The organism is Arthrobacter sp. N199823 (genome assembly GCF_002929705.1).
GTDB lineage: Bacteria > Actinomycetota > Actinomycetes > Actinomycetales > Micrococcaceae > Specibacter.
On sequence record NZ_PJIN01000001.1, the window covers coordinates 873,928 to 899,896 of the forward strand.

The 25,969-nt window shown below is 61.8% G+C and carries 20 protein-coding genes and 1 pseudogene; 15 read left to right on the forward strand and 6 right to left on the reverse strand.

What is annotated here, in order from left to right; translation table 11 throughout:
- Positions 1-49 precede the first annotated feature (49 nt).
- Entirely contained in the window at positions 50-739 is a 690-nt protein-coding gene (locus CXQ93_RS03870) for a 4'-phosphopantetheinyl transferase superfamily protein (protein ID WP_146073154.1), read from the forward strand.
- Here CXQ93_RS03870 and CXQ93_RS03875 read toward each other — a convergent pair.
- From CXQ93_RS03875 to CXQ93_RS03885, 3 genes are all read right to left on the reverse strand, one after another.
- Complete coding sequence (locus CXQ93_RS03875; RefSeq protein ID WP_104109217.1) at positions 736-2,067, reverse strand: M1 family metallopeptidase; 1,332 nt, start codon at positions 2,065-2,067, stop codon at positions 736-738. The two genes, CXQ93_RS03870 and CXQ93_RS03875, sit on opposite strands and share 4 nt — an antisense overlap.
- An 85-nt stretch (positions 2,068-2,152) precedes the next feature.
- Positions 2,153-6,034, reverse strand: coding sequence for a Pls/PosA family non-ribosomal peptide synthetase (locus CXQ93_RS03880; protein ID WP_258068581.1), 3,882 nt, complete (start codon positions 6,032-6,034; stop codon positions 2,153-2,155).
- 234 nt (positions 6,035-6,268) lie between these two features.
- Positions 6,269-7,243 carry a quinone oxidoreductase gene (locus tag CXQ93_RS03885; protein ID WP_104109106.1) on the reverse strand — a complete coding sequence of 325 codons (975 nt, stop codon included), beginning with the start codon at positions 7,241-7,243 and terminating at the stop codon, positions 6,269-6,271.
- Between the two features lie 142 nt (positions 7,244-7,385).
- Here CXQ93_RS03885 and argC point away from each other — a divergent pair, with 142 nt between their 5' ends.
- The 10 genes from argC to CXQ93_RS03935 all read left to right on the forward strand — a co-directional run bounded on the left by argC (position 7,386) and on the right by CXQ93_RS03935 (position 18,256).
- Entirely contained in the window at positions 7,386-8,432 is a 1,047-nt protein-coding gene (argC, locus tag CXQ93_RS03890) for an N-acetyl-gamma-glutamyl-phosphate reductase (RefSeq protein ID WP_104109107.1), read from the forward strand.
- Positions 8,429-9,598, forward strand: coding sequence for a bifunctional glutamate N-acetyltransferase/amino-acid acetyltransferase ArgJ (gene argJ / locus CXQ93_RS03895; RefSeq protein ID WP_104109108.1), 1,170 nt, complete (start codon positions 8,429-8,431; stop codon positions 9,596-9,598). Before argC ends, argJ begins: the two co-directional genes overlap by 4 nt.
- 188 nt (positions 9,599-9,786) lie before the next feature.
- On the forward strand, positions 9,787-10,683 hold the full coding sequence (argB, locus tag CXQ93_RS03900; protein ID WP_104109218.1) for an acetylglutamate kinase: 897 nt from the start codon (positions 9,787-9,789) through the stop codon (positions 10,681-10,683).
- Positions 10,683-11,996: an acetylornithine transaminase gene (locus tag CXQ93_RS03905; RefSeq protein WP_104109109.1), complete on the forward strand. Its 1,314-nt coding sequence runs from the start codon at positions 10,683-10,685 to the stop codon at positions 11,994-11,996. The genes argB and CXQ93_RS03905 overlap by 1 nt, the downstream gene beginning before the upstream one ends.
- Positions 11,996-12,985, forward strand: coding sequence for an ornithine carbamoyltransferase (gene argF, locus CXQ93_RS03910; RefSeq protein WP_104109110.1), 990 nt, complete (start codon positions 11,996-11,998; stop codon positions 12,983-12,985). The genes CXQ93_RS03905 and argF overlap by 1 nt, the downstream gene beginning before the upstream one ends.
- A 2-nt stretch (positions 12,986-12,987) precedes the next feature.
- Complete coding sequence (locus CXQ93_RS03915) at positions 12,988-13,521, forward strand: arginine repressor (protein ID WP_104109111.1); 534 nt, start codon at positions 12,988-12,990, stop codon at positions 13,519-13,521.
- Between the two features lie 142 nt (positions 13,522-13,663).
- Positions 13,664-14,869 (forward strand): argininosuccinate synthase, encoded by a 1,206-nt coding sequence (locus CXQ93_RS03920; protein ID WP_062290517.1) that lies wholly within the window; start codon positions 13,664-13,666, stop codon positions 14,867-14,869.
- A gap of 2 nt (positions 14,870-14,871) precedes the next feature.
- Complete coding sequence (argH, locus tag CXQ93_RS03925; RefSeq protein WP_104109112.1) at positions 14,872-16,287, forward strand: argininosuccinate lyase; 1,416 nt, start codon at positions 14,872-14,874, stop codon at positions 16,285-16,287.
- A 93-nt stretch (positions 16,288-16,380) separates the two neighbouring features.
- Positions 16,381-17,118 (forward strand): maleylpyruvate isomerase family mycothiol-dependent enzyme, encoded by a 738-nt coding sequence (locus CXQ93_RS03930; RefSeq protein WP_104109113.1) that lies wholly within the window; start codon positions 16,381-16,383, stop codon positions 17,116-17,118.
- A gap of 370 nt (positions 17,119-17,488) precedes the next feature.
- Positions 17,489-18,256 (forward strand): hypothetical protein, encoded by a 768-nt coding sequence (locus CXQ93_RS03935; RefSeq protein WP_258068566.1) that lies wholly within the window; start codon positions 17,489-17,491, stop codon positions 18,254-18,256.
- Positions 18,257-18,362: 106 nt separating this feature from the next.
- Here the strand turns inward: CXQ93_RS03935 and CXQ93_RS03940 are convergent, their stop codons facing one another.
- Together CXQ93_RS03940 and CXQ93_RS03945 are read right to left on the reverse strand one after the other, a co-directional pair.
- Positions 18,363-18,773 (reverse strand): hypothetical protein, encoded by a 411-nt coding sequence (locus CXQ93_RS03940; protein WP_104109115.1) that lies wholly within the window; start codon positions 18,771-18,773, stop codon positions 18,363-18,365.
- 120 nt (positions 18,774-18,893) lie between these two features.
- Entirely contained in the window at positions 18,894-19,793 is a 900-nt protein-coding gene (locus CXQ93_RS03945; RefSeq protein ID WP_104109116.1) for a DNA-3-methyladenine glycosylase, read from the reverse strand.
- 72 nt (positions 19,794-19,865) lie between these two features.
- Between CXQ93_RS03945 and CXQ93_RS21020 the strand changes: the two genes are divergently transcribed.
- A complete protein-coding gene (locus tag CXQ93_RS21020) occupies positions 19,866-20,531 on the forward strand; it encodes a DNA-3-methyladenine glycosylase (protein WP_104109117.1) in 666 nt (221 codons plus the stop codon).
- A gap of 169 nt (positions 20,532-20,700) precedes the next feature.
- On the opposite strand, the pseudogene CXQ93_RS21025 reads toward CXQ93_RS21020, so the two are convergent.
- Positions 20,701-21,231: pseudogene (locus tag CXQ93_RS21025) on the reverse strand (GNAT family N-acetyltransferase); the annotation flags it as partial.
- On the opposite strand from CXQ93_RS21025, the gene CXQ93_RS03960 reads away from it, so the two are divergent.
- The 3 genes from CXQ93_RS03960 to tyrS all read left to right on the forward strand — a co-directional run bounded on the left by CXQ93_RS03960 (position 21,230) and on the right by tyrS (position 25,544).
- Positions 21,230-21,781 (forward strand): adenine phosphoribosyltransferase, encoded by a 552-nt coding sequence (locus CXQ93_RS03960; RefSeq protein ID WP_104109219.1) that lies wholly within the window; start codon positions 21,230-21,232, stop codon positions 21,779-21,781. The pseudogene CXQ93_RS21025 and the gene CXQ93_RS03960 overlap by 2 nt on opposite strands.
- A 92-nt stretch (positions 21,782-21,873) precedes the next feature.
- A complete protein-coding gene (locus tag CXQ93_RS03965) occupies positions 21,874-24,114 on the forward strand; it encodes a UvrD-helicase domain-containing protein (RefSeq protein ID WP_104109119.1) in 2,241 nt (746 codons plus the stop codon).
- Positions 24,115-24,233: 119 nt separating this feature from the next.
- Positions 24,234-25,544 carry a tyrosine--tRNA ligase gene (gene tyrS / locus CXQ93_RS03970; RefSeq protein ID WP_104109120.1) on the forward strand — a complete coding sequence of 437 codons (1,311 nt, stop codon included), beginning with the start codon at positions 24,234-24,236 and terminating at the stop codon, positions 25,542-25,544.
- Positions 25,545-25,969: the final 425 nt, after the last annotated feature.

The following is a 25,969-nucleotide window of genomic DNA, read 5'->3' on the forward strand; positions in this document are numbered from 1 at the left end:
ATGAACAGAAGGTGGAACTAGGGTGAACTGGCAAGGTGTCGAGGGTCTCATGAGTAGCCAGATCACGGTGCGAGCCTTCGACTTGGCTGCCGTGGATTTAAGCCTAACCGGAATGCTGGATGCGGCCGAACATGCCAGGGCCGCTGCCATCCAGAACCCCGCCACGCGCCGCGATTTCCTGGCCGGGCGGGTGGTTCAACGGCTCATGGCCGCCGAGCTTTTGGAAGCCACCCCGCAAGATCTCGTGGCCGCGTATGCCTGCCCCGAATGTGGCCCGAATCCGGTGCCTTCGCACGGGCGCCCCGGCTATGCATTGCGCGGCAAACCAGCAGCACTGTCCGTCAGCTTTTCACGCAGCAACGGCTGGGGTGTAGCCGCCATGGTGACCGCCGCGGGGGTACCGCTGGGCGTTGACGTCCAGCATCTTGCACAAGTGGGCTTTGCCGGGTTCGACGACGTGGCGCTGAGCCCCACGGAAAAGTCCACTCTGGCTGAGCTCGCCCCAGAGGAGCGGGAGCGGTGGCGGGCTGTAGTCTGGGCCCGCAAGGAAGCATTGGCCAAATTCACCGGGCAAGGGTTGCGCACCGACCCCGCCCTCATCCCAGCATTTCCTCACGCTGGAGCGGGGGAGGGAGCGGCCGCCAGGAACGTGGCGGCACAGGTGTGGGAGCTGGTTCCTGGCGAACTAGCTTTGCCGGAAGACTACGCTGCCGCTGTGGCGTGCGGTGGCAACCTTTAGCGCACGGGTAACGGTGGCAGCGGTTTGCGGAACAACCACGGGGTAAGGATGTCCGCTGCGGAGAACTGCGGGACATCGGCACAGACCAGATCTGCCAAGGCCACAAACGCTGCCGTAGACACTGAGCCGTGGCGATTCTCGGCCGTCCAGCGCTGCAGCAGGGCAAAGAAGTTGGCATCTCCACCTGCTACGCGGATGGCTTCAAGGGCCAAGGCTCCGCGCTTGTACACAACATCGTCGAACATCATGTCCGGCCCAGGAGCGCCGACGGTCAAAGCGACGGGTTGGTTGCTCAGCTTGGTGTGCGCCGCTGAAGCTCTTTCGGCAATGGTCAGTGAGCCACTTTCCTGCGACCAGACCCACTCGGCGTAGCAGGCAAAGCCTTCATGGAGCCAAATGTCTCGCCACGAGGCCAGTGTCAAGGAGTTTCCAAACCACTGGTGTGAGAGTTCATGGGCAATGAGCCGCTGTGCTTCCCACGTGGTAGTCATGTGGTTGCTGCCCAGGATGGACAGTGACTGGGCCTCGAGTGGAATCTCCAGCGCATCCTCGGTGACCACTACGGTATAGGCGTCAAAGGGATAGGGGCCAAAGGCTTCCGTGAAAACGTCCACCATCTCCCGTTGCCTGGACAGTGCGGTGGCCGCCTTGGCTTGGAGCTTTTTACTCACGGCCACCGTGATGGGCAGCTGTGTCTGGCCGTCCTTGGCTGGCAGCGCCAGCAGCTTGTACCGGCCAATCTGCACGGTGGCCAGATAGGTGGCCATGGGTGCACTCTGCTCGTAAACCCAAGTCTCACGGCTGGATTTTCTCGTATGGGAGACCAGCGTGCCGTTGCACACCGCCGTGTAGTCGGCGTCGGTGGTGACGCTCACGCGGTAGCTTGCCTTGTTATCAGGCCTGTCGTTACAGGGGAACCATGTTGGTGCGCCGGTGGGCTGGCCGGCGACCAAAACGCCGTCGTCCAGTTCTTCCCAACCAACCTCACCCCACGCACCGTCGTCAGGGGCAGGGAAACCGCTGTAGCGGATATCCATGGTGAATTTAGCGCCAGCCGCCACGGGCTCGGGTAGCTGCAACGTCAACTTTCCTGGACGTTGCGAGTGCTTTTGTACACGGGTGCCATTCACGGAAGCCTTGTCCATGCCCAGCCCCGTCAGGTCCAGCTCCACCGTGGTCAGTGGCACCAGGGCACGGGCCGTGATGCGAGCCCGGCCCTGCAACTGATTAGTGGCGAGCCGTGCCTCCAAATCCAATGCATAGTGCTCCACCTCGTAGTGGGTGCTCCCGTGCAGGGGAATATAGCTGTCCGCAGCGGCCGGGACCATGACGGTCCCGGAGGCTTGGAGAGTATCCGGCAGGGTATTGCGGCGGAATTTCATGCTGTGCTGTGTGTCCACATCGGTTGAAGGCTTAGGCACGGTCCGAGAACTCCGGTCCCTTCCAGGGGCTGATGGGGTTGCCCATCCAGTAGCTGCTGGCCGGAACGGATTCACCGCGCATGACAAGGGAAGCCGGGCCCACGGTGCCGCTGGTGGCAATCCTTGCTGCTGGCAGGATCACCCCGTGCGGACCCATGGTGGCTCCCGCTTCCAGCGTAACGGTATCGATGGCCATGACCCGGTCATGGAAGAGGTGGGTCTGGATGACACAGCCCCGGTTGATCGTGGAGCTTTCACCCAGAGTGACGAGATCTGCCTCGGGCAGCCAGTAACTTTCACACCAGGTGCCGTGCCCAATCTTGGCGCCCAGGGCACGGAGCCACCACACCATGGCCGGGGTGCCTACAGCAGCTCGGCCAAACCACGGTGCGCTGACCATCTCAATGAACGTATCCACCACTTCGTTGCGCCAGATGAAGGAGCTCCATAGCGGGTGCTCGCCGGCTTTGATACGGCCCACCAAGAGCCATTTCGCGGCCACGGAGCTGCCTGCCGCGACTGCTCCTGCCACCATCAGCACAATGCCACTGACAAGTGCGGGCACCCAGTAGCTGCTGGCCTGAGCGAGCGCATCGAGGGCCACAAGCACTGCAGCTGCGATGGCCACGGAAAGAATCATGGGCACAATCCGGCAGCATTCCCACAGGGCGCGGGCAATCTTGAGCCGCAATGGCGGATTAAACGTCAGGGACTTGTCAGTTTCCAGATTGGTGCGGCGCAGGCGGACCGGCGGGCTGCCCAACCATGAGGTTCCGGCCTTGGCCTTGGACGGCGCTGCCGAAAGCACTGCCACCAGCGAGTTGCGAGGCAAGGTGCGGCCGGCTGCCGCCATGCCGGAGTTGCCCAGGAAGGAGCGCTTGCCCACTTTGGCCGGAGCAATATGGATGTAGCCGCCGCCCAGCTCATAGGAGGCAATCATGGTGTCATCCGCCAGGAATGCCCCGGCTCCAATGGTGGTCATCTTGGGCAGCAGCAGCACCGTGGACGCCTCAACGTTCTTGCCCACCTTGGCCCCCAACAAGCGCAGCCACACAGGTGTGAACAGGCTCGAATAAATGGGGAACAACAAGTCCCGAGCCATGTCCAAGACTCGCTCGGTGGCCCACACTTGCCAGCCGATCCGGCTGCGGACAGGGTAGTGCCCTTCGCGCAGCCCCAGACCCAGCAACCGCACGGTGAGCAAGATCAGCACCAGCAAGCTCAGGAACCAGAGCATCGCGGCCAGCGGCACGGCCCACAGAAGTGTTGGAATCGCCTCTGAGAGCGATGGCTGTCCGGCGATGGCGCCAAGCACGACGGCGACTGCCGCGGCCGCTGCAACAAAGGGCAGCATGGACAGGGCCGCCGAGGCAGCGGGGAAGAGGATGCCGATCAGTCGGGAGGTAGGTGTGCGCAGATCCGGCCAGGAGTGTTTGGCCTTGCCTGTTCGCTCGGCAGGGGAGCCGGACACTGTTACGCCAGGCTTGACCTTGCCGCGCACCGCCGAGCCGGGCTCAACATGTGCACCGGCACCAATGCGAGCCCCCGGCATCAAGGTGCTGCGGGATCCCACCACGGCGCCGGCACCCACGGAAATCTCGCCAATATGGACATAGTCGCCATCGATCCACCAACCGGACAGGTCAACTTCAGGTTCAATGGAGCAGCCCTCGGCAAGGCGGAGTAATCCGGTGACCGGGGGAACCGAATGCAGGTCAACGTTTTTGCCAATTTTGGCACCCAACGCCCGAGCGTAATAAGGCACCCATGGGGCGCTGGCCAAACTGACGGCGCCAACCATGTCAGCAAATTGCTCGGCCAGCCACAACCGCAGATGGACCTTGCCGGAGCGTGGGTAGCTTCCGGGCAAGACGTCGCGGAGCAACACTCTGGCGGCCACAACGGAGATGCCCATGCGTCCCCACGGCGAGACAAAGACTAGCCATGCGGCAGCAACCCACCACCAAGAAACCGTGGGGGCGCCCGGCAGCCAACCCTGCCATGCGGCAACATTGTTGAGCGCCATCAAATACGTGAGCCAGCGCATGCCCACCAAGATGTGCAACGGCATGCCCATCACTGTCTGGAAAATTTGGGACTTGCGTTGCGTCCGCCCCACCGAACGGTGGACGGTCTCGACTGCGCCGCCAGCTGGGACGGAACCCAAGGCCAGCTCCAGCAAGGCACCGATTCGAGGGTGCGAATACACATCGGCGACGGTGATGCGTGGATAGCGCTGGCGCAAGGCCGAAACCAGCTGGGCTGCGGCCAGAGAACCACCGCCGCTGGCAAAGAAGTCCGTATCAAGAGAGCCGGGCGCACCACCCAAGACCGATTGCCACTGATCCAGTACCCGCTGCGCTTCCGGCCCCAAAGAGCCGGAGAGGGAGGCGCCGTCGTCAGTTTCTTGTTCCAGCGGCCAAGGCAAAGCCTTGCGGTCAACCTTGCCGCTAATTTTGGTGGGCAGGGAATCGGTAAAGGTGAGCAGCGGGATCAGCGCTGCCGGGAGGGACTCGGCGAGCAGCTTGCGCAGCGCGGCCGGATCGGGGGAGGTGTCAGGAGCCGCCACTAGATAGCCGACCAGCAATTGTGAGCCACCTGCCGTGTCCTGAACGGCGGCGGCAGCTCCGGAAATCTCCGGCAGGCCCTGCAACGCGGCGTCGATCTCACCGAGTTCAATGCGCCGCCCACCCAGTTTCACCTGGTCATCGGCGCGGCCCATGAAGATCAACCCTGCGCTTTCCAAGCGCACCAGGTCACCGGATCGGTAGGCCCGGTCCCAGCCGAAGGCGGGCATCGGGGCGTACTTTTCGGCATCCTTGGCAGGGTCCAGGTAGCGGGCAAGACCCACGCCAGCAATGATGAGCTCGCCCACTTCGCCCTCAACCACGGGGGCTCCGGCGGCATCCACCACGGCCAAATCCCAGCCGTTCAGGGGCAGCCCAATTCGCACCGGGCCAGGAACGCCCAGGGGGGCGGCGCAGGCCACAACTGTAGCCTCGGTGGGGCCGTAGGTGTTCCACACTTCACGGCCGCGGACGGCCAGTCGGGTGGCTAGCTCCGGCGGGCAGGCTTCGCCGCCAAAGATGAGCAGGCGCACGGATTCCAAGGCCTCGGCGGGCCAGAGCGCTGCCAGCGTGGGCACGGTGGAGACCACTGTAATGCCGTGGGAAATCAGCCAGGGGCCCAAATCCATGCCGGAGCGGACCAAGGATCGCGGGGCGGGAACCAGAGCGGCTCCGTAACGCCACGCCAACCACATTTCTTCACAGGAAGCATCAAAAGCCACGGATAAACCAGCCAACACCCGGTCATCGGGGCCAAGCGGTTCCTCTTGCAAGAAGATGCTGGCCTCGGCATCGACAAAGGCTGCCGCTGATCGATTGCTGACGGCCACGCCCTTGGGCGTGCCCGTGGAGCCCGAGGTGAAAATGATCCAGGCATCGTCTTCCGGCAAGGGTTCCCTGGGAGCGGGGAAGGGGGTTGGGCGGTCGCCTGTCAGGGTCAAGTCTTTGCCGGTGAGCGGGTCACCGAGAACGGCCGCCACCTGGGCCTCGCCAAAGACCAGAGCGGCCCGTTCCTCGGGATCATCGGCATCAACGGGCACATAGGCTGCGCCGATGGCGATGATGGCCAAGATGGATAGGTAGAGCGAAGAGGTACCGGAAGGAATCCGCACCCCGATCTTGTCACCGGGGCCGAGCCCGGCCTGTGTCAATTCTGTAGCCTTGGCGCGAACCGCCGCGAGTAGATCTTCATAGCTCAGCGCCTTGATGCCGTCATCGAGCGCTGTGGCGTCCGGGTTCAACTCCGCACTGGCCTGCAGAATATCCCACAGGGTCCGCGGCGCCGGGGCCAGATCGCTACCGGGCATTTGGGCGCTAAAGGTAACAGCCGGCAGTTGTTCACTGGTTTGGGCGGCTTGAGATTCTGGGAAATTCGATGAGGCAGGGTTCACGGCCTTACAGTGCCCCACCAAGTTGAACGGAAGGTGAATGGCGGGCAACATGTTTCATTTTTATGGCTCACTGAGTCCGGGATCACTTTCGCTGGTTGGGCTGGTACGGACAGAGCTGACGGGCACCACGGAAGTGGCGCCGCCCCTGACCTACGGCTCCAGAATGACCTTCCCGGTGGTAACCCGCCCTTGCAGAGCAGTGTGGGCGGCACCGGCCTCGGCGAGCGGGAACCGTGCACCAATCCGTGCAGTCAATGCGCCTGATCCGGCCGCGTTGAACACTTCAGTGGAGCGCCACAGCCGTTCCTTGGCATTGAGGAGGTAGTCGCCCAGTTTGGGGCGGACCACTGTCAGCGATCCGCCTGCGTTGAGGCGTTGCAGATCAAAGGGCGGCACCTGGCCTGAGGCTCCGCCGAACAAAACGAGTGTGCCTCGGGTGCGCAGCGACGCCAGGGAACCGTCGAAGGTATCCTTCCCAACGCCGTCGAACACTACATCCACACCCTCGCCATCGGTGAGTGCACGCACGGCGTCGGCGAATCCCTCATAGCGCAACACCTCATCGGCGCCGGCCGCACGGGAGAGCTCTTCCTTCTCATCCGTGGACACCGTGGTGAAGACGCGCGCTCCGCGATCCTTGAGCAGCTGGGTCAGCAGCAGGCCCACGCCGCCAGCACCGGCGTGCAGCAGCACGGTTTCGCCCGGCTCAACGTGGTAGGTGGAGTTCATTAGATAATGCGCAGTCATGCCCTGCAGGGGGAGCGCGGCGGCAACATCCAGCGGAACGCTGGAGGGGACCGGCAGAGCCTTGTTCGCCGGGAAGATGGCGTATTCGGCGTAGCAGGCTTCGCCTTCGGCCGTGGCAACCCGGTCACCGATATCGAAGGAGCTCACGTCAGGGCCCACGGCAACCACCATGCCGGCGGCCTCGGTTCCTGGCGTGAAGGGGAAGGGGACGGAGTAGATGCCCGCGCGCTGGTAACTCTCAATGAAGTTCACGCCAACGGCCGCAATCTTGACCAGCAATTCGCCGGGGCCGGGAACAGGCATAGGGACCTGGGCTGCCTGAAGTACCTCCGGACCGCCGGGGGTGGTCGCTACAATAGCCGTGCACTGCTCGGTCATGGTGAACTCCAAATCACTCGCTCGTGTAAAAGTAGGGGCTAACCCCTAACAAGATCATCATAGGACCTATGGCCAAGCAGAATTCCAAGAAAGTGTGCATAAATATCGGCACCACTGAATAATTCTGCTGTATAGTTGACGTATGACAATTTCAGTAGCAGTCTCAGGCGCCAGCGGATATGCCGGGGGAGAGGTGCTGCGCCTTCTGGCCGGCCACCCCAATGTCAGCGTTGGGGCCATTACCGCCCACAGCAACGCAGGCGAGCGGTTGGGCACACTTGCCCCGCACCTGCACGCTTTTGCCGACCGCGTCCTGGTTGATACCACTGTGGAAAATCTTTCCGGGCACGACGTCGTGTTCCTGGCACTTCCGCACGGGGCATCGGCCGCTATTGCCGCCCAGCTTCCGGCTGACACGCTCGTGATCGACGCCGGCGCTGACCACCGTCTCGAAGATGCCGCCGCGTGGGAGAAGTTCTACGGTTCAGAGCACGCCGGCACCTGGCCTTACGGCCTGCCCGAACTGCCCGGACACCGCGAACACCTCAAGGGCTCCAAGCGCATCGCCGTCCCCGGCTGTTACCCCACCAGCTCTTTGTTGGCGCTCATGCCGGGGTTCGCGGCCGGCGCACTGCTGCCCGATGACGTTGTCATTGTGGCTGCCTCAGGCACCTCCGGGGCAGGCAAGTCAGCCAAGGTCAACTTGATTGGCTCCGAGGTCATGGGCTCCATGAGCCCGTACGGTGTGGGTGGCGGGCATCGTCACACTCCCGAAATTGAGCAAGGTCTCTCCAACGCTTCAGGGTTGGACGTCAAGGTTTCCTTCACCCCCACCCTGGCGCCCATGAGCCGCGGCATCCTCACTACTGCCACGGCCAAGCTCTCTGCCGAATTCGCCGCTATGGAAAATCCCGCCGCGGTATTGCGCGACATTTGGGAAGACGCCTACGCCGAAGAACCGTTTGTGCATGTGCTGCCGGAAGGACAGTGGCCCACCACGAAATCGGTCCAAGGATCCAACCATGCAGCCATCCAAATTGCCTACGACGCGCATGTCAACCGGGTGATTGTTTGCTGTGTCATTGACAATCTCACCAAGGGCACGGCCGGCGGAGCGGTACAGTCAATGAACATTGCCCTGGGCCTTCCCGAAGCCACGGGCCTTTCCTTCCAAGGAGTAGCACCATGAGCGTGACCAAAGCACTCGGCTTCCGTGCCGCCGGCATCACTGCCGGACTGAAAAAATCAGGTAATCCAGACTTGGCCCTGGTGATCAACGACGGCCCCGACTTCAATGCCGCGGCAGTCTTCACCACCAACCGTGTGGCGGCGGCGCCCATCCATTGGTCACGCCAGGTCCTCAGCGACGGGCGAGTGGACGCTGTAGTCCTGAACTCCGGCGGCGCCAATGCCTGCACCGGCCCCGAAGGTTTCCAGAACACGCACGCAACGGCCGAGAAAGTGGCCGAGGTGCTGGGCCTCTCCGCCACCGACATTGCCGTCTGTTCCACGGGCCTCATTGGCGAGCAGCTGCCCATGGATAAGATCCTTCCCGGTGTTGAGGCGGCTGCCGCTGCTTTGACGGACGACGGCGGAGCTGCCGCGGCCACCGCGATCATGACCACCGACACGGTGCCCAAGGAATCGCTCTGGAGCTCACCGGTCAACGAGGAAGGTCAGAGCTATTCCATCGGTGGCATGGCCAAGGGCGCCGGCATGCTGGCTCCCGGCCTGGCCACCATGCTGGTGGTCATCACCACCGACGCCGGCGTTGGTGTTGAAGCGCTAGACACGGCACTGCGCGATGCGGTCCGTGTCACCTTCAACCGTGCCGATTCCGACGGTTGCATGTCCACCAATGACACCGTGCTGCTCATGGCATCCGGAGCCTCCGAGGTCATCCCGGACATGGACGAATTCACCGCCGGTCTCACCCAGGTCTGCGCCACGCTCGCCCGGGGACTCATTGCCGACGCCGAAGGCGCCAGCCACGACATCGCCATCGTCACGAAGAACGCAGACAGTGAACGCGACGCCGAGGTGGTCTCCCGAGAGGTAGCCCGCTCCAACCTGTTCAAGGCCGCCATCTTCGGAAACGACCCCAACTGGGGCCGGGTGCTCTCCGCTGTTGGCACCACCGACGCGGTCTTTGATCCGGACAAGATCAACGTGAGCATCAACGGGATCCAGATCTGCCGCAACGGCTGCATTGGCGATTCACGCGACTTGGTGGACCTTACTCCGCGTGAAGTCACCGTCGAGATCGACCTCAACGCCGGTTCGGCCGAAGCTACTATCTGGACGAACGATCTGACTCACGCGTACGTCGAAGAAAACAGCGCCTACTCCTCGTAACGCCACTGTGGGGGCCGGCTCCGCCGGTCCCCGATCCCTCGCGGGCAGTAAGATTTTCCGGCTCGTTCCTCGCCTGCAAAATCCATCCCCGCTCCGGGATCGGTGACCGGCTGCGCCGTCGCCAGCCGTGGGTGTTGCGAGAGTTGGGACGCTGCAGGATGCAATTAACAGGATTGAAGGGAAACATGATGACTTCGGTGGAAACCGCTCAGGACAAAGCCAGCACGCTCATTGAGGCGTTGCCATGGATTCAGCAATTCGCCGGGACTGTGGTGGTGGTCAAGTACGGTGGCAACGCCATGATCAACGACGAGCTGCGACGAGCGTTTGCCGAAGACATCGTGTTCATGCATCACGTGGGCATCAAGCCCGTGGTGGTGCACGGCGGCGGGCCGCAAATCAACGCCATGCTCAAGCGCCTGGATATCAAGAGCGAGTTCAAGGGTGGCTTGCGCGTCACCACTCCCGAGGCCATGGATGTTGTGCGCATGGTGCTCACCGGTCAAGTGGGCCGCGAGCTGGTGGGCCTCATCAACGAACACGGTGCCTACGCCGTGGGGCTTTCCGGTGAGGATGGCGCCCTGCTGCAGGCAGAGCGCACCGGAACCATTGTGGACGGTCTACCTGTGGATCTTGGACTCGTTGGAGAGGTAGTTGGCGTAAATCCTGGCGCCATCCTGGACCTGCTTGAAGCCGGTCGCATTCCGGTGATTTCCACCGTGGCACCCGAGGTGGGGGATGCCTCCACAGTATTGAACGTCAACGCAGACACCGCCGCAGCCGCTCTGGCTGTCGCGCTGGAGGCATCGCGCCTGGTGATCCTGACCGACGTCGAAGGTCTCTACGCGAACTGGCCGGACAAGTCCTCGCTGCTGAGCGAGATCGGCGCCAGTGCCTTACGCGCCATGCTGCCCGAGCTGGAATCAGGCATGATCCCCAAAATGGGTGCCTGCCTGGCGGCAGTCGACGGCGGGGTAGCACGAGCCGCCGTGGTGGATGGGCGCAGCGCCCACTCGGTGCTGTTGGAATTGATGACATTTGAAGGCAACGGAACACAAATTTTCCCGGACGAGGACCAAGACTGATGAGTGAGCAACACAACGATACGAACAAGGTGGCGCTCGGCTCGGCCAATGCTGCCGCCGTGACGGGGACCGGAACCAGCGCACAATGGCTGGCCCGCTACAGCGATTCCCTCATGGGCGTCTTCGGCAGCCCGCAGCGCGTGCTGGTTCGCGGCGCCGGCTCCCTGGTCTGGGATGCCGACGGCAAGGAATACCTGGACCTGCTCGGCGGCATTGCCGTGAACGCGCTGGGACACGCCCACCCCTTCGTCACCTCCGTCATTGCCAGCCAGCTGTCCACGCTGGGGCATGTTTCCAACTTCTTCACCAGCCCCACACAGATAGCCTTGGCCGAGAAATTGCTCGAACTGAGCCAGGCGCCCATGGGATCCAAAGTATTCTTCGCCAACTCCGGAACCGAAGCCAATGAAGCGGCGTTCAAGCTGGCCCGCTCCCACGGCGGCAAAGAACGCCCCACCATTTTGGCCCTCGAGGGCGCTTTCCATGGCCGCACCATGGGGGCACTGGCCATGACGGCCAAGGCTGCTTACCGTGAACCGTTTGAGCCCATGCCTGCCGGTGTCCGACACATCGCGTTCAACGACATTGACGCCCTGCGCGAAGCCATGGACAGCAGCGTCGCGGCCCTGATCATCGAACCCATTCAGGGCGAAGCCGGTGTCCGCCCGCTCTCACCGGAGTACCTGCAGGCCGCCCGCGAACTGACCCGCGAACACGGTGCCCTGCTGATCCTTGATGAGGTGCAGACAGGCGTTGGCCGCACCGGCAGCTGGTTCGCAAGCATCGCTGCAGGCGTGACACCCGATGCCATGACCCTGGCCAAGGGCTTGGGCGGCGGGTTCCCGATCGGTGCCATCATCACCTTTGGTGAAGGTCCCTCGGAACTGCTCAGCGCGGGCCAACATGGGACCACCTTTGGTGGAAACCCGGTGGCCACGGCTGCTGCGTTGGCAACTTTGCACGTTCTCGAATCTGCGGATGTGCTGGCTAATGTGCGCACCGTCAGCGAAATTTTCGCCCAAGGCCTGGCCAAGATCGACGGCGTCACTGACGTTCGCGCTTTCGGCCTGCTGATCGGTTTTGACTTGGCTGAGCCCATAGCTGCCGGCGTTGTCAGTGCAGCGTTGGAGGCAGGCTTCATTGTCAATGCTCCGCGCCCCAACACCATCCGCCTTGCACCGCCGCTGAACTTGACGGCTGCACAAGCACAGTCCTTCCTGGCGGCATTGCCCGCATTGATCGCCACAGCTACGGCCGCCCATAGCGCCGCGGCAACAAGCGCCGCCGCAACAAAAACGGAAAAGAGCTCCTGATGACCCGCCACTTTCTGGTAGATACCGATCTGAGCCCCGCCGAGCAGGCCGAGGTTCTGGAACTTGCCGTACAGCTAAAGAAGCAGCCTTACTCCAAGAGCACCTTTGCCGGTGACGGCCAGGGCGCTCAAACCGTAGCCGTCATTTTTGACAAGACCTCCACCCGAACCCGTGTCTCCTTCGCCGCCGGCGTTGCTGCCTTGGGTGGCAACCCGCTGATCATCAACCCCGGAGAGGCGCAGATCGGCCACAAGGAATCCGTGTCCGACACCGCCAAGGTCCTGGAGCGCATGGTCTCCACCATCGTGTGGCGCACGTACACCCAGGCGGGTCTGGAGGAAATGGCCGCCAATTCCAAGGTGCCCGTCATCAACGCACTCTCCGATGACTACCACCCGTGCCAGCTGCTCGCGGATCTGCTCACCATCAAGGAACACAAGGGCGAGCTTTCCGGACTGACCATGACCTACATGGGGGACTCCGCCAATAACATGGCCAACTCCTACCTGCTGGCCGGGGTCACTGCCGGCATGCACGTGCGCATCACCGGACCTGCTGGGTATTTGCCAGCTGACGCCGTCGTGAGTGCCGCACAGGAACGCGCCGCCCAGACAGGCGGTTCGGTGCTCATCACCACTGACGTTGCGCAGGCTGTTGCCGGCGCCGACGTCCTGGTCACCGACACCTGGGTATCCATGGGCCAGGAAGATGAGAAGGCTGCGCGTATGGAGCTCTTCACCGAGTACGCGCTCGACGACGCTGCCCTCGCCCAGGCTGCTCCCGACGCTATTGTGCTGCATTGCCTGCCCGCCTACCGCGGCTACGAGATTTCGGCCTCTGTCATTGACGGCCCGCAGTCCGTGGTGTGGGATGAAGCCGAGAACCGCCTGCACGCCCAGAAGGCGCTCATGGTCTGGCTGGTGGAGCAGACCGCTGCCGAAGCTGCTGCCGACACCACTGTTACCCGCGCTGCAGGAACCGGCGTTTAGTCATGAGTAAGCACTTGATCCCCGCAGGAATGCCTGCCACCAAGACGGCCAGACAGGCGCGGGTCGCGGCCCTGTTGACCAGCCGTGCGGTCCGCTCCCAGGCGGAGTTGGCCACGCTGCTGGCTGCCGACGGGCTGGTGGTTGGCCAGGCGACGTTGTCGCGGGACCTGGTGGAATTGCGGGCGGTACGAGTGCGCGGCAACGATGGCGGATTGATTTATGCCCTGCCAAAAGAGGGTGGGGACCGCAGCGTTCACGCTGCCGCTTCTCAGGAACTGCTGGATACCCGCCTGATCCGCCTGTGCGGGGAGTTGCTGGTCACGGCCGAAGGCTCGGCCAACATCGCCGTGCTCCGCACACCCCCTGGTGCGGCGAACTTCTTGGCTTTGGCCATTGACCATTCAGTCATGCCTGCCATCCTGGGCACCATTGCCGGGGATGACACCGTCATGGTCATCAGCAGGGACGCCAACGGCGGGGTGGACGTGGCCGAACGTTTCTTACAGTTTGCTGCTGAATCAAGTGCCGGGGCGTAGCCTGAGCTGGTAGGTGAGGTGTCCGCCGTCGTACTACTTGGACACGATGAATATCTTTTAGCAAGAATGCATAATCATGCATTATGCTTGGTGTAACGCAAGAAAAAACTTTGAGAAGTTATCAATTTAGGGAGACAAGAACGTGACTGAACGCATTGTATTGGCCTACTCCGGCGGCCTTGACACCTCGGTTGCCATCGGCTGGATCGGTGAAGCTACCGGCGCTGAAGTAATCGCTGTGGCAGTGGATGTAGGACAGGGTGGCGAGTCCCTCGAGGACATCCGCCAGCGCGCCCTAGCCTGTGGCGCCGTCGAAGCCTACGTTGCCGATGCTCGTGACGAATTCGCCAACGAATACGCCATGCCCACGCTGAAGGCCAACGCCCTCTACCAGGGTCACTACCCGCTGGTATCGGCCATCTCCCGCCCCGTGATCGTCAAGCACCTGGTGAAGGCTGCCCGCGAATTCGGCGCCACCACTGTTGCTCACGGTTGCACGGGTAAGGGTAACGACCAGGTTCGCTTCGAAGTCGGCATCCAGACTCTGGGCCCGGACCTGAAGTGCATTGCACCGGTTCGCGACCTGGCACTGACCCGCGACAAGGCCATCGCCTTCGCTGAGGCCAAGGGCCTGCCGATCGAAACCACCAAGAAGAACCCTTACTCCATTGACCAGAACGTCTGGGGCCGCGCGGTAGAAACCGGCTACCTTGAAGACATCTGGAACGCTCCCACCAAGGACATCTACGACTACACGGCCACCCCGGAATTCCCGCCGGCACCGGATGAAGTCATCATCTCCTTCCGCCAGGGTGTACCCGTTGCTATTGACGGCGTCAAGGTCTCCCCGCTGCAGGCAATCCAGGAACTGAACCGCCGCGCAGGCGCTCAGGGCGTTGGCCGCATTGACGTTGTTGAAGACCGCTTGGTAGGCATCAAGAGCCGCGAAATCTACGAAGCACCGGGCGCCATGGCCCTGATGACAGCCCACAAGCACCTCGAAGACATCACCATCGAGCGCGAGCAGGCCCGCTTCAAGGCAACCATCAGCCAGCGTTGGGCCGAGCTGGTCTACGACGGCCAGTGGTTCTCCCCACTGAAGCGTTCACTGGACGCCTTCATTGAAGACACCCAGCAGCACGTCAACGGTGACATCCGCATGACCCTGCACGGTGGCCAGGCCATTGTGAACGGTCGCCGCTCAGACACCTCCTTGTACGACTTCGATCTGGCCACTTACGACACCGGTGACACCTTCGATCAGTCACAGGCCAAGGGCTTCATCGAGCTGTGGGGCATGTCCTCCAAGGTTGCTTCCCAGCGCGACCAGCGCGTTCTGGGCCTGTAACCATGGCTCACGGTACGAACGAGGGTGCACTGTGGGGTGGCCGTTTTCAGGGTGGCCCCGCAGATGCCCTCGCGGCACTGAGCAAGTCCACACACTTTGACTGGCGTCTGGCACTGTATGACATTGCCGGTTCTAAGGCGCACGCCCGTGTTTTGAACACGGCAGGGCTGCTGGATGCTGCCGAGCTAGCGGGCATGCTTGCCGCACTTGACCTGCTCGAAGCCGATGTGAAGTCAGGGGCCTACGGCCCGTCCGAATCTGATGAGGACGTGCACGGCTCCCTCGAACGCGGCTTGATTGAGCGTGCGGGAACGGCTTTGGGCGGCAAGCTCCGCGCTGGCCGTTCACGCAACGATCAGGTGGCGACGCTGGGACGAATGTACCTGCGCGAACATGCCCGCATCATTGCTGCCGGCGTGCTCTCCGTCATTGATGCTCTGGTGGAGCAGGCAAAGGCGCACCACGGTGTGGCCATGCCGGGGCGGACGCACTTGCAACATGCGCAGCCGATCCTGCTCAGCCATCACCTGCTCGCTCACGCCTGGGCGCTGCTGCGTGATGTGCAGCGATTGGTCGACTGGGACAAGCGCGCAGCTGTGTCACCCTACGGGTCAGGCGCACTGGCCGGCTCCTCCTTGGGGCTGGATCCCAACGCTGTTGCTGCTGATCTGGGCTTTGACTCCGCAGTATGGAACTCCATTGACGGCACCGCTTCACGCGATGTCTTCGCCGAGTTCGCATGGGTTGCCGCCATGATTGGTGTTGACCTTTCCCGGGTTTCCGAGGAAGTCATCTTGTGGGCCACCAAGGAGTTCTCCTTTGTGACCTTGCATGATTCCTATTCCACGGGATCCTCCATCATGCCGCAGAAGAAGAACCCCGATGTGGCCGAGCTGGCCCGTGGCAAGGCAGGGCGCCTGATTGGCGATCTGACCGGGCTGCTGGCGACGCTCAAGGGTTTGCCCTTGGCCTACAACAGGGATCTGCAGGAAGACAAGGAGCCCGTCTTTGACGCGGCTGACACCTTGGAACTTCTGCTCCCGGCTGTTTCTGGCATGTTGGCAACTCTGGTGTTCAACACCGAACGCATGGAAGCACTGGCTCCCCAGGGCTTTGCACTGGCTACCGACATTGCTGAATGGCTGGTCCGTCAGGGCGTTCCGTTCCGTGACGCTCACGAGCTCTCAGGTGCAGCTGTCAAGGTTGCCGAAAGCCGCGGCGTGGAGCTGTGGGATTTGACGGACGAGGAGTACGCGGCGATCTCCGCGCACTTGACCCCCGAGGTTCGTACGGTTCTGAGCACCAATGGCTCGCTCAACAGCCGCAATGCTCAGGGCGGCACCGCGCCTTCGGCAGTACTGGCGCAGATGGCGGCACTTGAGGGGCAACTGGGCGAGGTTCGCACCTTCCTGGCCTGACCGGCGTCGTACTTCTTGAAAAGCGTGAGATCAAATGCCCGCATCCGTAGTGGATGCGGGCATTTCTTGTTCAAGGACGGATAGGCTGAACCCATGACTGAAATTTCTAACGCGCAGCTGATGGACCGCCTGAAGATTGCGGCGGACAACGTAAGCGCAAAGCTCGGGAGCCTCACGGACGCCGATGTTCTGGTTCCCACTGATCTGCCTGGCTGGACCCGGGGACACGTACTGGCGCACATCGCACATGTTTCCAATGCTGTGGCTCGCCAGGCTGAGTACGCGCTGCGCGGGGAGCTGGTTGACTTTTACGACGGCGGCCAGGGCGGGCGCACGCAGGCAATCGAGATGAACGCCGGGCACTCCGCTGACGAGCACAGGGCGTACCTCACGGCCGCTTTCACCCGGGCACTGTCCGTTCTCGACGGGCTGGACGAGTCGCAATGGTCCCTGCCTGTCAGTTACCGAAACGGTGATGTGCGGGGTGTGGCGCTGGCCTACTGGCGCGAACTCGTCATCCACCTTGCCGATCTGCAGCTGGGGCGCGGGCCTGAAACCTGGTCCAAGGAATTCTGCCTGTACCTGATCGATTTCCTCAACGCCCGTGTGCCGCAGGATATTACGCTGAAGCTGCTGCCCTTGGCCTTGCCGCCCATGACTGTCGGCTCGGGTGAGAACACCGTATCCGTGCAGGGCATGCTGACCGACATCGCCGCATGGCTGTCCGGGCGCACGCCCACCATGGGCTCGTTGCGAGCTGAGGCCGCCGCCGATTCAGTACCGTTGCCGACGCTGCTGCCTTGGCCGTCGGCGTTCGCCGCCAAGCCCTAGCGTTCCGCGCTCCGCTCCGTCCCGTCCCCGCTCGGCTCACCCGCCCCGCACCCGCTCGGCTCACCCGCGCCGTCCCGCGAAAGGTGAGTAGTTGCTAATGTTGCGCGCGAACATTAGTAACTACTCACCTTTCGCGGCGGCGATGCCGAAACTTGCCTGTGGATAACCTCAAAACGGCCTTTTTTTCGCGAAACAATGGAATATGCGCCGCTCCGAGCTCCCACAGCACCTGCGGCGGAGATCGTTCACTACGAAGTCCGCCGACCATGCCGGTGTGCCGCATTGCCGTACCTATGCCAAGGACTTGATCCGGGTCTCACGTGGCATTCTTATTCCCGCTGGGGTCTCGGTCCAAGGTGTGGCAGCACTCATGGCCTACACCGAGGCCAATCCTACCCATGTGCTCAGCCATGGGACTGCGGCGAGGTTGTGGGGGATTCCTCTTCCGTATCGCGTCCAAGAGGACTGGCGGATTCACTTGGCAAATCCCAGTTCTTCATCCTGGGCGCCGCGCCGCGTCAACGTGGTGGGGCACCGTTTGGCCCTTGCGACAGAGGAAATCTTCACGCTCGACGGCGTTCGGCTCACGAGCCCCGCACGAACGTGGTTAGATCTGGCAGCATGCCTGTCGCTCAACGAGCTCGTCGCGGCGGGTGATCACCTCATTTGCAGCCACGGAGCAGACTTTCCTGTGCCGCGCACGGCGATTTGCAGCATCGATGAGCTGGTCGCCACCTTGGCTCGTCACCCAGGAATGCGCGGCATGCGTAATGCCCGCGCTGCTTTGAGTCTTGTTCGTGTTGGCGTCGATTCGCCGCCGGAAACAATGATGCGGCTGGCGCTGATCGAGGCAGGTCTGCCGGAACCAGAGACCAACGTCGTTGTGAACGACGAATACGGCCAAGCTGCCCTGTGGCCGGACGGAGCCTACCGCCAATATCGCTTTAGCCTGCAATACGACGGAAACCATCACGATGGCCGGGATCAGTATCAGAGCGATATTCGTCGGCTGGAGATCACCAAAAGACTGGGTTGGGAGGAGATTCGAATTTCTCGCGACGATCTTCGCGGCGAACATCCACAAGTTGTGCGAAAAATTACCGCGGCGCTACGGTCGCGGGGCTGGAAGCCTCAATAACCGCCCTCGAGGATGCAGTAGTTGCTAATGTTTCGGCGAAACATTGCTCACTGCTCACCTTTCGCGGAGGCGGAGGCGGAGGAGCGCGGCAGACCGGGGGCGGCCGCTAGGAGGTGTGGTTGCCCTGGCGGATGGAACCGACCAGAATCTGTTGGACGAGGTCGGAGTCAAAGAATTGGGCCAATTGCCTGCGGACCTGAACTTTTCCGGGGTCCCCGCTCAGGTAGTCCCACAGGATTTGCTCGTCGAAATCCGGCTGGACGAGCATGCTGGCGACGAATTCGGCCTCAGCTGGCCGGTGCAAGGCGGCAAACCAGTGGTGGATCCTAGTGTTGGCCATGCGGAGGATTCCGGCCAGAACGCTGTCCAGGTCGGCGTGGCACTCCGGGCCCGCCGTGGCAATGGCGTGGAGCGCTAAAGCCGTGATGCTGGGATCCCTAGTCGGAGTTTTACCGACGCTGTGGTTACTCGGTACAAACCCGGCTTCTTCGGTCACGTCTGCGATCTTGCCGTTCATGGCGCTCCTCACGATGACACTTGGTGGTTGGCGCTTCAAGACGGCCAACCGCTAATCCGAGACTAGGTTCAAATCTTCTGTAGCGGGTGAGAATGCCTGGTCGAATCCACGTTTTGTCCCTCAAAGTGGTGACAGAATTGCCGGGGGCTTTTCCCCGGAAACGCGCCACAGGTGCAAAGTGGCATACGAGCGCCACGGCTTCAGGGATTCGGCCATGTGGCTCAACTCCGGAGCCTTGATGCGCCGTGCTTCGGCCAAGGTGTCACCGCGCAGCAGTCCATAGCCGTTGCGGACGGCAGAGTCTCCGGGCAGAAAGACGTCCCCGCTGCCCAGCACGCGCATGGCCACGTACCCCACTGTCCAGGGGCCGATGCCGGGGATAGGCAGCAGCTTTTGTGCCAATGACTCAGGGCTGTCCTCGGCATCGATCGTCAAGGTACCTTCGGCCATCAGGGCTGCGACTGCCACAATCGACTCGATCCGGCGTTGCGGACCACGAAGAATTGACCGGCCACCGGCGGCAATTTCCGCGGCGGTGGGGAACAGCTGCGTCATCGATTCATGCGGCAGCCGGCTCGGGGTAGCTAGCGCTAGCAGCTGGGTCAGTGCCGTGCGGGCTGCAGCTACAGTGATTTGCTGGCCCACCATGGCTCGAATGAGAATTTCCGCCGGATTCACACACCCCGGAAGCCTGATTCCGGGCAGCGCAGCCACACGCGGTGCGAACAGCGGGTTGCTCGCTAGGAGCTGATCTGCTGCACCGGGGTCGTGGTCAAGGTTAAACAAGTGCCGCACCATGGACACCAGCTCTTCGGCGTCGGCAGGGTCTTCGACCTGGTGCTCCAGCCAGAGTCCAGCACCGTCCCAGCTAACGTGGAACCATCCGTGGCCTCCGGCAAGAGCAACAGAACGGGCATAACTGCTGCCACTGGCTTCCTCTACCCCGGCAACAGCGCGTGCCGCCAAAAATTCGAAGATTCCAGGCTCAAACGGTTCGATGAAGTCCAATGCAACGGCCATGGAAGCATTCTCCCATGCCCAGCTGCACCGAAAAGCGGAGACCGAAAACACACCCACTGCTAAGTTGGGAAGATGAGTTCGCCCATCAACTTCCTGGAGCTGCTGCAACGCCCCGCCCCCGAGGTGGCCCCTTACTTGTTGGGCGCTTTGGTGCGGCACGAGAGTCCCCAAGGTCCCGTCGTCGTCCGTTTGAGCGAGGTGGAAGCGTACCTGGGGCCTCGCAACTCCGAGGCGCCGGACCCAGGCTCGCACAGCTACGGGGGCCGGACCGACCGGAATTCGGTCATGTTTGGCCCGCCCGGGCACCTCTACGTCTACTTCAGCTACGGCATGCACTTCAGCGCCAACATAGTTTGCCGCCCCGAGGGGTTCTCATCCGGGTGCCTCATGCGCGCCGGAGAGATTGTGGAAGGGCTTGAGCTGGCCCGCTCGCGCCGACCCACTGCCAAGCACGACGGCGAGCTGGCGCAAGGTCCGGCGCGGCTTGCCAAGGCCCTGGGGTTTGCTCGAGAACATAATGGTCTCTACGCCCTGGGCGGGCAGGTCACAGTGACTCTTCCTGACACGCCCGCCTTGAATGTTTTATCCGGGCCGCGGGTAGGTATCAGCGGCCCAGGCGGCACGTCGCAGTACCCGTGGCGATTCTGGCTGGAGGGGGACCGAACGGTCTCAAAATTCCGACCGGGAGTGGTGCGTTCTCCACATCTTCGCGCATCAACTGCTCCGAATACTCGATGAGTTCAGTCACTTCAGGAAGTAGATCCGCAGGGGTCAATCGCTGGACCAGGCTTGAACGCGACGCCGGCCATTCATAGCCCAGCAGCGAGTAGACGCAGGTGTCCACGCGCGTTCCGTCAGGGCCACGTCGGTAGCCACGCAGCACCCCGTCCAAAGAGGCTCCCAGTTTCGCAATGGCGGCCGCGCTGCGCACGTTGCGGGCATCGCAGCGCAAGGTCACCCGGTACACGAGCAACTCCTCGAAGGCGAACGTCAGCAACGCCAGTTTCGAGGCGGCATTGACGTTGCGACCCCAGTATTTCCGGCCGAAAAACGTCATTCCAAGCTCAACCCGGGATTGCTCCGGCACATAGTCGTAGAGGCTCGTGGTTCCGGCGACGGTGCCGGTCTCTTCGTCGATGACGGCGAAGGCAATGACGGAGGGATCGGCGATCCGGGCCGCGAAGAGCCGTTCCAAAGCACGTTTGGACGTAGGCCGCTCGGAGGCCATACCAGCCCACATATCTACATCGATGTAGGGGTACAAATCTGCCGCGTGACGACGCCGTAACGGCACAAGCCGGACACCATGTCCGGGGAGTGAAATGTTGTGTTGCACGGAAGATATATAAGCACCTTTTTTCAGTTCGCAAAAGCCCCCAACTTTGACGCTGTACCGTTGAAGGGTGAACGAGAGATTAAGTGCCCCCGAAACACCCATTTCCGCCCCCAGCCAAGGCGTCGAAACCCCGCAGGTTTCCGCTGTTCTTGATGCGTTGTGCGCCACCGTAGAGAACTACCCATCAGAGGGCATTGTTTTCAAAGATTTAACCCCCGTTTTTGCTGACGGAGCGGCGTTCAAACTCATGGTTGATTCGATCGTGAGTGCTTACGCCGGAAAGTTCGACGCCGTTGCCGGAATTGAGGCTCGAGGATTCCTCTTAGCTGCGGCTGCTGCATACGCCACGGGCACCGGTGTGATCACCATCCGTAAGGCAGGAAAACTGCCCCGCGAGGTGTTCGCCGAAAGCTATGCGTTGGAATACGGCGAGGCAACTCTTGAGTTGCACAAGGAAGACGTACCAGTTGGCACACGTGTGCTAGTTCTCGATGATGTTCTGGCTACCGGCGGAACCATTGGCGCAGCCGCTGCCCTGTTGGAGCGCTCTGGCGCCGTGGTGGCCGGTGTTGGCTTAGTGCTTGAAATTGGTGCCTTGCCGGGGCGGGAAAACCTGGCCGGGTACAACGTGGTTTCGCTTCAAGTCGTTTGACGTTCTGTGCCCCGGCCAGCAGCCACGCCGTTGACGGGATAGACTAGACGGTCCGCCTTTTGGCGGTATGCCTTACATTTCAGGAGCCTTGCATGTATGACGACGAGTTGGCCCACGAACGCAGCTATGTTGACGGCCTTTACGGTCGCCTGGATGAACTCCGCGCCGAAAAGGTTGAGCAGCTGGCGGAGGTGCGCCAGGCAAAGTCCATGGGTACGCACCAGAACCGGTCCGAACGTGACGCATTTGCCACACTCTATGAGAACCGGCTGGCACAACTAAACGCCGTTGATGACCGGCTGGTATTTGGCCGGCTCGATCTTGACGACGGTCAGGCCCGCTATATTGGTCGGATCGGGCTGCTGTCGCAGGATCTGCGCCAGCTGCTCATTGACTGGCGTGCGCCCGAGGCGGGCACGTTCTATCAGGCAACGGCCTTTGAGCGCATGGGGGTGCGCCGCCGTCGGCATTTGCTGTTGAAAGGGCGCACCGTCAAGGCTATTGAGGACGACGTCCTGGACCACACCATGCTGGTGCACGGCGAACACGTTCAAGGTGAAGGTGCCCTGCTGGCTGCGCTAAATTCCAAGCGCACCGGTCGCATGAGCGATATTGTCGGCACCATTCAGGCCGAGCAGGACCGGATCATCCGCTCACCTCTCAGCGGTGCGTTGGTGGTCCAGGGCGGGCCAGGAACGGGAAAGACTGCCGTGGCACTGCACCGAGCCGCGTACTTGCTCTACACCCATCGCGAACGCCTGCAGTCCTCCGGCGTGCTGCTGGTGGGCCCCTCCAACGCCTTCATGAAATACATTGAGCGCGTGCTGCCCTCCCTCGGTGAGACCGGCGTGGTCATGGCCAGCGTGGGCAACTTGTTCCCCGGGGTGCAGGCTGTGGCGTCAGAAACGGCGGAAACTGCTGAGCTCAAGGGCCGTCTGGACATGGTCCGCGTGGTGGCCAACGCCGTGGCAAACCGTCAACGTGTGCCAGAAGGCGATGTCAGGCTCGACGTCGAAGGCACCCGTTTGGTGCTAACCGTTCGCCAGGTGCGTCGCGCCAGGGAACGGGCGCAGGCCACTGGGCTACCTCACAATGAGGCGCGCGTTGGCTTTGTCAAGACCCTGCTGCGCGAACTCACTGAACAGCTGCGCGAGCACATTGAATCGGCAGGAGCTGGCAACAACGCCGACAGGTCCTACCTGGCCGAGGACGTCCGCTCGTCCCGCGATGTGCGCGTGATGCTCAACCTGTGCTGGATGCCGATGACGGCTGCGCAGCTCGTTGACGACATGTTCAGCAAGCCGGAAATCCTGCGGGCTGTCACACCCAATCTCAGCGACGCGCAGCGCAGCCTGCTCCTTCGTAGCCCCGGCTCGCCCTGGAGCGAATCGGATGTGCCGCTCCTGGATGAAGCTGCTGAGCTCTTGGGCGAGATGGACGCTAGCGGCGGCCGTGCCCAGGCAAGCGCCGAATCACAGCGCAAGCGGGATTTGGTCAACGCTGAAAAGGCCATTTACAACGTGAACCAGCTACTGGAGGACTCCGGTGTGGATGGCATGCTGACAGCTGAGCAACTGGCCGATTTCAACGTTGTCCAAGCCGCGTCCCAGACAAGTGCTGAGCGCGCCTTGACGGACCGCAACTGGGCCTACGGTCATGTGGTCATTGATGAGGCGCAGGAGCTTTCACCCATGCAGTGGCGCGTACTGATCCGCCGCTGCCCTGTGAAGTCCTTCACCATTGTGGGCGATATTGCCCAGACCAGCTCCGCGTCAGGGGCCACCTCTTGGCACCAGGCGCTCTCTCCGTTCCTGGGGGAGCGGTGGAATGTTGAGGAGCTCACGGTCAACTACCGCACGCCCATGCAAATTGCTGAAGCTGCCGTGCGGATGGCCAATGCCGCCGGTCAGGTGGTCTCTGCTCCCAAGGCAGTGCGCGACGGTGAATGGGAACCCCTTGTTGATCGGGTGGCTGCTGCCGAGGTGGTTGCTCAGGTAGTTGCGGTCATGCCGGAGGAGACTGCCGCTGTGGGTGGGGGACTGGTAGCTGTCATTGCCCCTCCGTCTATGGTGGCCGAAACCTCAACAGCCCTGCGTGCCGTCTATGGTTCACGGATCGGCCACGGTGCCGGTTCGCTGGAGCAGGACATTGTAGTGATTGACCCGCACGAAGCCAAGGGTTTGGAGTTCGACGGCGTCATCATCGTGGAGCCGGCAGCGCTGCTGGCTGGTGCCAATGGGCGCGTGGGTGACCTGTACGTGGCCATGACCCGTCCCACCCAGCGGCTGCGCCTGATCACCTCGGCACCGCTTCCGGCGGGGATCGAAAAGTAGCACGCTCCTGTCCTTGTCGCTTGCCCTTGTCGTTGTAGCCGCCACTGCGGTGGCTACAACGACAAGTCCAGCAAGGGCGCAATGGCGAAGAAATGCCGTGATGCTGGTAATTTTGTGGTGTGTCTTTGCAAACTGAACTCCGCGCCCCCGAGAACGATTCCAGCTTCGCCAATGTTTGGCAGGAGCTCAAGTGGCGAGGCCTGGTCCAGGTCTCCACCGATGAAGCAGCCCTTGAGGAACTGCTCGCCGGCGAACCGATCACGTACTATTGCGGCTTTGACCCGACCGCCCCCAGCCTCCACTTGGGCAACTTGGTCCAGCTGCTGACCATGCGCCGCATGCAGCTCGCCGGCCATAAGCCACTGGGTCTTGTGGGCGGTTCCACAGGCCTGGTAGGGGACCCACGTCCCACGGCTGAGCGCACCATGAACTCCAAAGAGACAGTTACCGAATGGGTTGGCTACCTACAGGGCCAGGTGCAGCGCTTCCTGTCTTTCGAGGGTGAGAACGCCGCCCGTATGGTCAACAATCTCGACTGGACGGCGCCCATGAGCGCTATCGATTTCCTGCGTGATATCGGCAAGTACTTCCGTGTCGGCACCATGATCAAAAAGGACATTGTTGCTTCCCGCTTGAATTCCGACGAGGGCATCAGCTACGCCGAATTCAGCTACCAGATCTTGCAGGGCATGGACTACCTGGAGCTGTACCGCCAGTACGGCTGTGTATTGCAGCAGGGGGGCTCCGACCAGTGGGGCAACCTCACCAGCGGAACTGACCTGATCCGGAAGGTGGAAGGCGCATCCGTGCACGCACTGGGAACGCCGCTAATCACCAACTCCGACGGCACCAAGTTTGGCAAGAGCGAAGGCAACGCCATCTGGCTCGACGCCACCATGTGCAGCCCGTTTGACATGTACCAGTTCTGGCTCAACACGGCAGATGCCGATGTAGCGGACCGCCTGAAGGTCTTCACCTTCCTCTCCCGCGAGGAGATTGCTGCAGTTGCGGCTGCCGTTGCGCAAAAGCCCCAAGCCCGCGAAGGCCAGCGAACACTCGCCTTCCAAGTGACCTCACTGGTGCACGGTGTGGATGCCACGCTGAAGGTCATTGCGGCATCGGCTGCTCTGTTCGGCCAGGGCGAGTTGTCCGAGCTGGATAGTGCAACGCTGGAATCGGCAACACGCGAATTGCCGCATGCCTCAGCTCCTGCGGCCGGTTTGAGCATTGTTGAACTGTTGGTTGCCTCGGGACTGTCCAAGACCAATTCGGAAGCCCGCCGAACTGTGGGGGAGGGTGGCGCCTACGTGAACAACACCAAGGTCACCGACCTTGACGCTGTTCTTGGGGCCTCTGAGGCATTGCATGGCAAGTACCTGCTGGTGCGCCGCGGCAAGCGGACCTTGTCCATGGTGGAACTCGCCGTCTGACTCACGTTTGCCTGCCCCACCCGAGAGTTTCCCTAGAAGCCCGCCCCCGATTTGCGTGGGGGCGGGCTTCTGTGTATTGTTCTATCTGTTGCTTGCACAAGGTTGAGCCGCTTCGAAAGAAGCACCGACTCCCAACTTGCAGTCAACCAAATCTGATAATTCTTAATGTGAGTATCGTCGACTCTTAGAGTTGGAATATTCTAATGGAAATATTGATTTGAGGAATTCATGGAGTGACCAGCCGCACATGGTGCGGAGTGGACAAAATGAATACAAATGAAATAAAGTATGAATATCGCAACGATGAAAACTAATGATGAAATATTGATTAGTAAGTACTCGAATGCAGTTGTTGTTTGAGAACTCAATAGTGTGCCAAGTTTTATTGATACCAATTTATTTATATTGAATTGGTTATTTGGTTG

What these genes read in the sequence shown, in the direction of transcription:
- CXQ93_RS03945 (WP_104109116.1), bottom strand. Translation starts at nt 19,793, where the DNA reads ATGGCCGTTGCATTGGACTTCATCGAACCGTTTGAGCCTGGAATCTTC.
- CXQ93_RS03875 (WP_104109217.1), bottom strand. Translation starts at nt 2,067, where the DNA reads ATGGTCCCGGCCGCTGCGGACAGCTATATTCCCCTGCACGGGAGCACC.
- argC (WP_104109107.1), top strand. Translation starts at nt 7,386, where the DNA reads ATGACAATTTCAGTAGCAGTCTCAGGCGCCAGCGGATATGCCGGGGGA.
- CXQ93_RS03885 (WP_104109106.1), bottom strand. Translation starts at nt 7,243, where the DNA reads ATGACCGAGCAGTGCACGGCTATTGTAGCGACCACCCCCGGCGGTCCG.
- CXQ93_RS21020 (WP_104109117.1), top strand. Translation starts at nt 19,866, where the DNA reads ATGAGTTCGCCCATCAACTTCCTGGAGCTGCTGCAACGCCCCGCCCCC.
- CXQ93_RS03915 (WP_104109111.1), top strand. Translation starts at nt 12,988, where the DNA reads ATGAGTAAGCACTTGATCCCCGCAGGAATGCCTGCCACCAAGACGGCC.
- argJ (WP_104109108.1), top strand. Translation starts at nt 8,429, where the DNA reads ATGAGCGTGACCAAAGCACTCGGCTTCCGTGCCGCCGGCATCACTGCC.
- argB (WP_104109218.1), top strand. Translation starts at nt 9,787, where the DNA reads ATGACTTCGGTGGAAACCGCTCAGGACAAAGCCAGCACGCTCATTGAG.
- CXQ93_RS03935 (WP_258068566.1), top strand. Translation starts at nt 17,489, where the DNA reads ATGGCCTACACCGAGGCCAATCCTACCCATGTGCTCAGCCATGGGACT.
- CXQ93_RS03905 (WP_104109109.1), top strand. Translation starts at nt 10,683, where the DNA reads ATGAGTGAGCAACACAACGATACGAACAAGGTGGCGCTCGGCTCGGCC.
- CXQ93_RS03930 (WP_104109113.1), top strand. Translation starts at nt 16,381, where the DNA reads ATGACTGAAATTTCTAACGCGCAGCTGATGGACCGCCTGAAGATTGCG.
- argH (WP_104109112.1), top strand. Translation starts at nt 14,872, where the DNA reads ATGGCTCACGGTACGAACGAGGGTGCACTGTGGGGTGGCCGTTTTCAG.
- CXQ93_RS03940 (WP_104109115.1), bottom strand. Translation starts at nt 18,773, where the DNA reads ATGAACGGCAAGATCGCAGACGTGACCGAAGAAGCCGGGTTTGTACCG.
- CXQ93_RS03880 (WP_258068581.1), bottom strand. Translation starts at nt 6,034, where the DNA reads ATGCCCGGTAGCGATCTGGCCCCGGCGCCGCGGACCCTGTGGGATATT.
- CXQ93_RS03965 (WP_104109119.1), top strand. Translation starts at nt 21,874, where the DNA reads ATGTATGACGACGAGTTGGCCCACGAACGCAGCTATGTTGACGGCCTT.
- CXQ93_RS03870 (WP_146073154.1), top strand. Translation starts at nt 50, where the DNA reads ATGAGTAGCCAGATCACGGTGCGAGCCTTCGACTTGGCTGCCGTGGAT.
- argF (WP_104109110.1), top strand. Translation starts at nt 11,996, where the DNA reads ATGACCCGCCACTTTCTGGTAGATACCGATCTGAGCCCCGCCGAGCAG.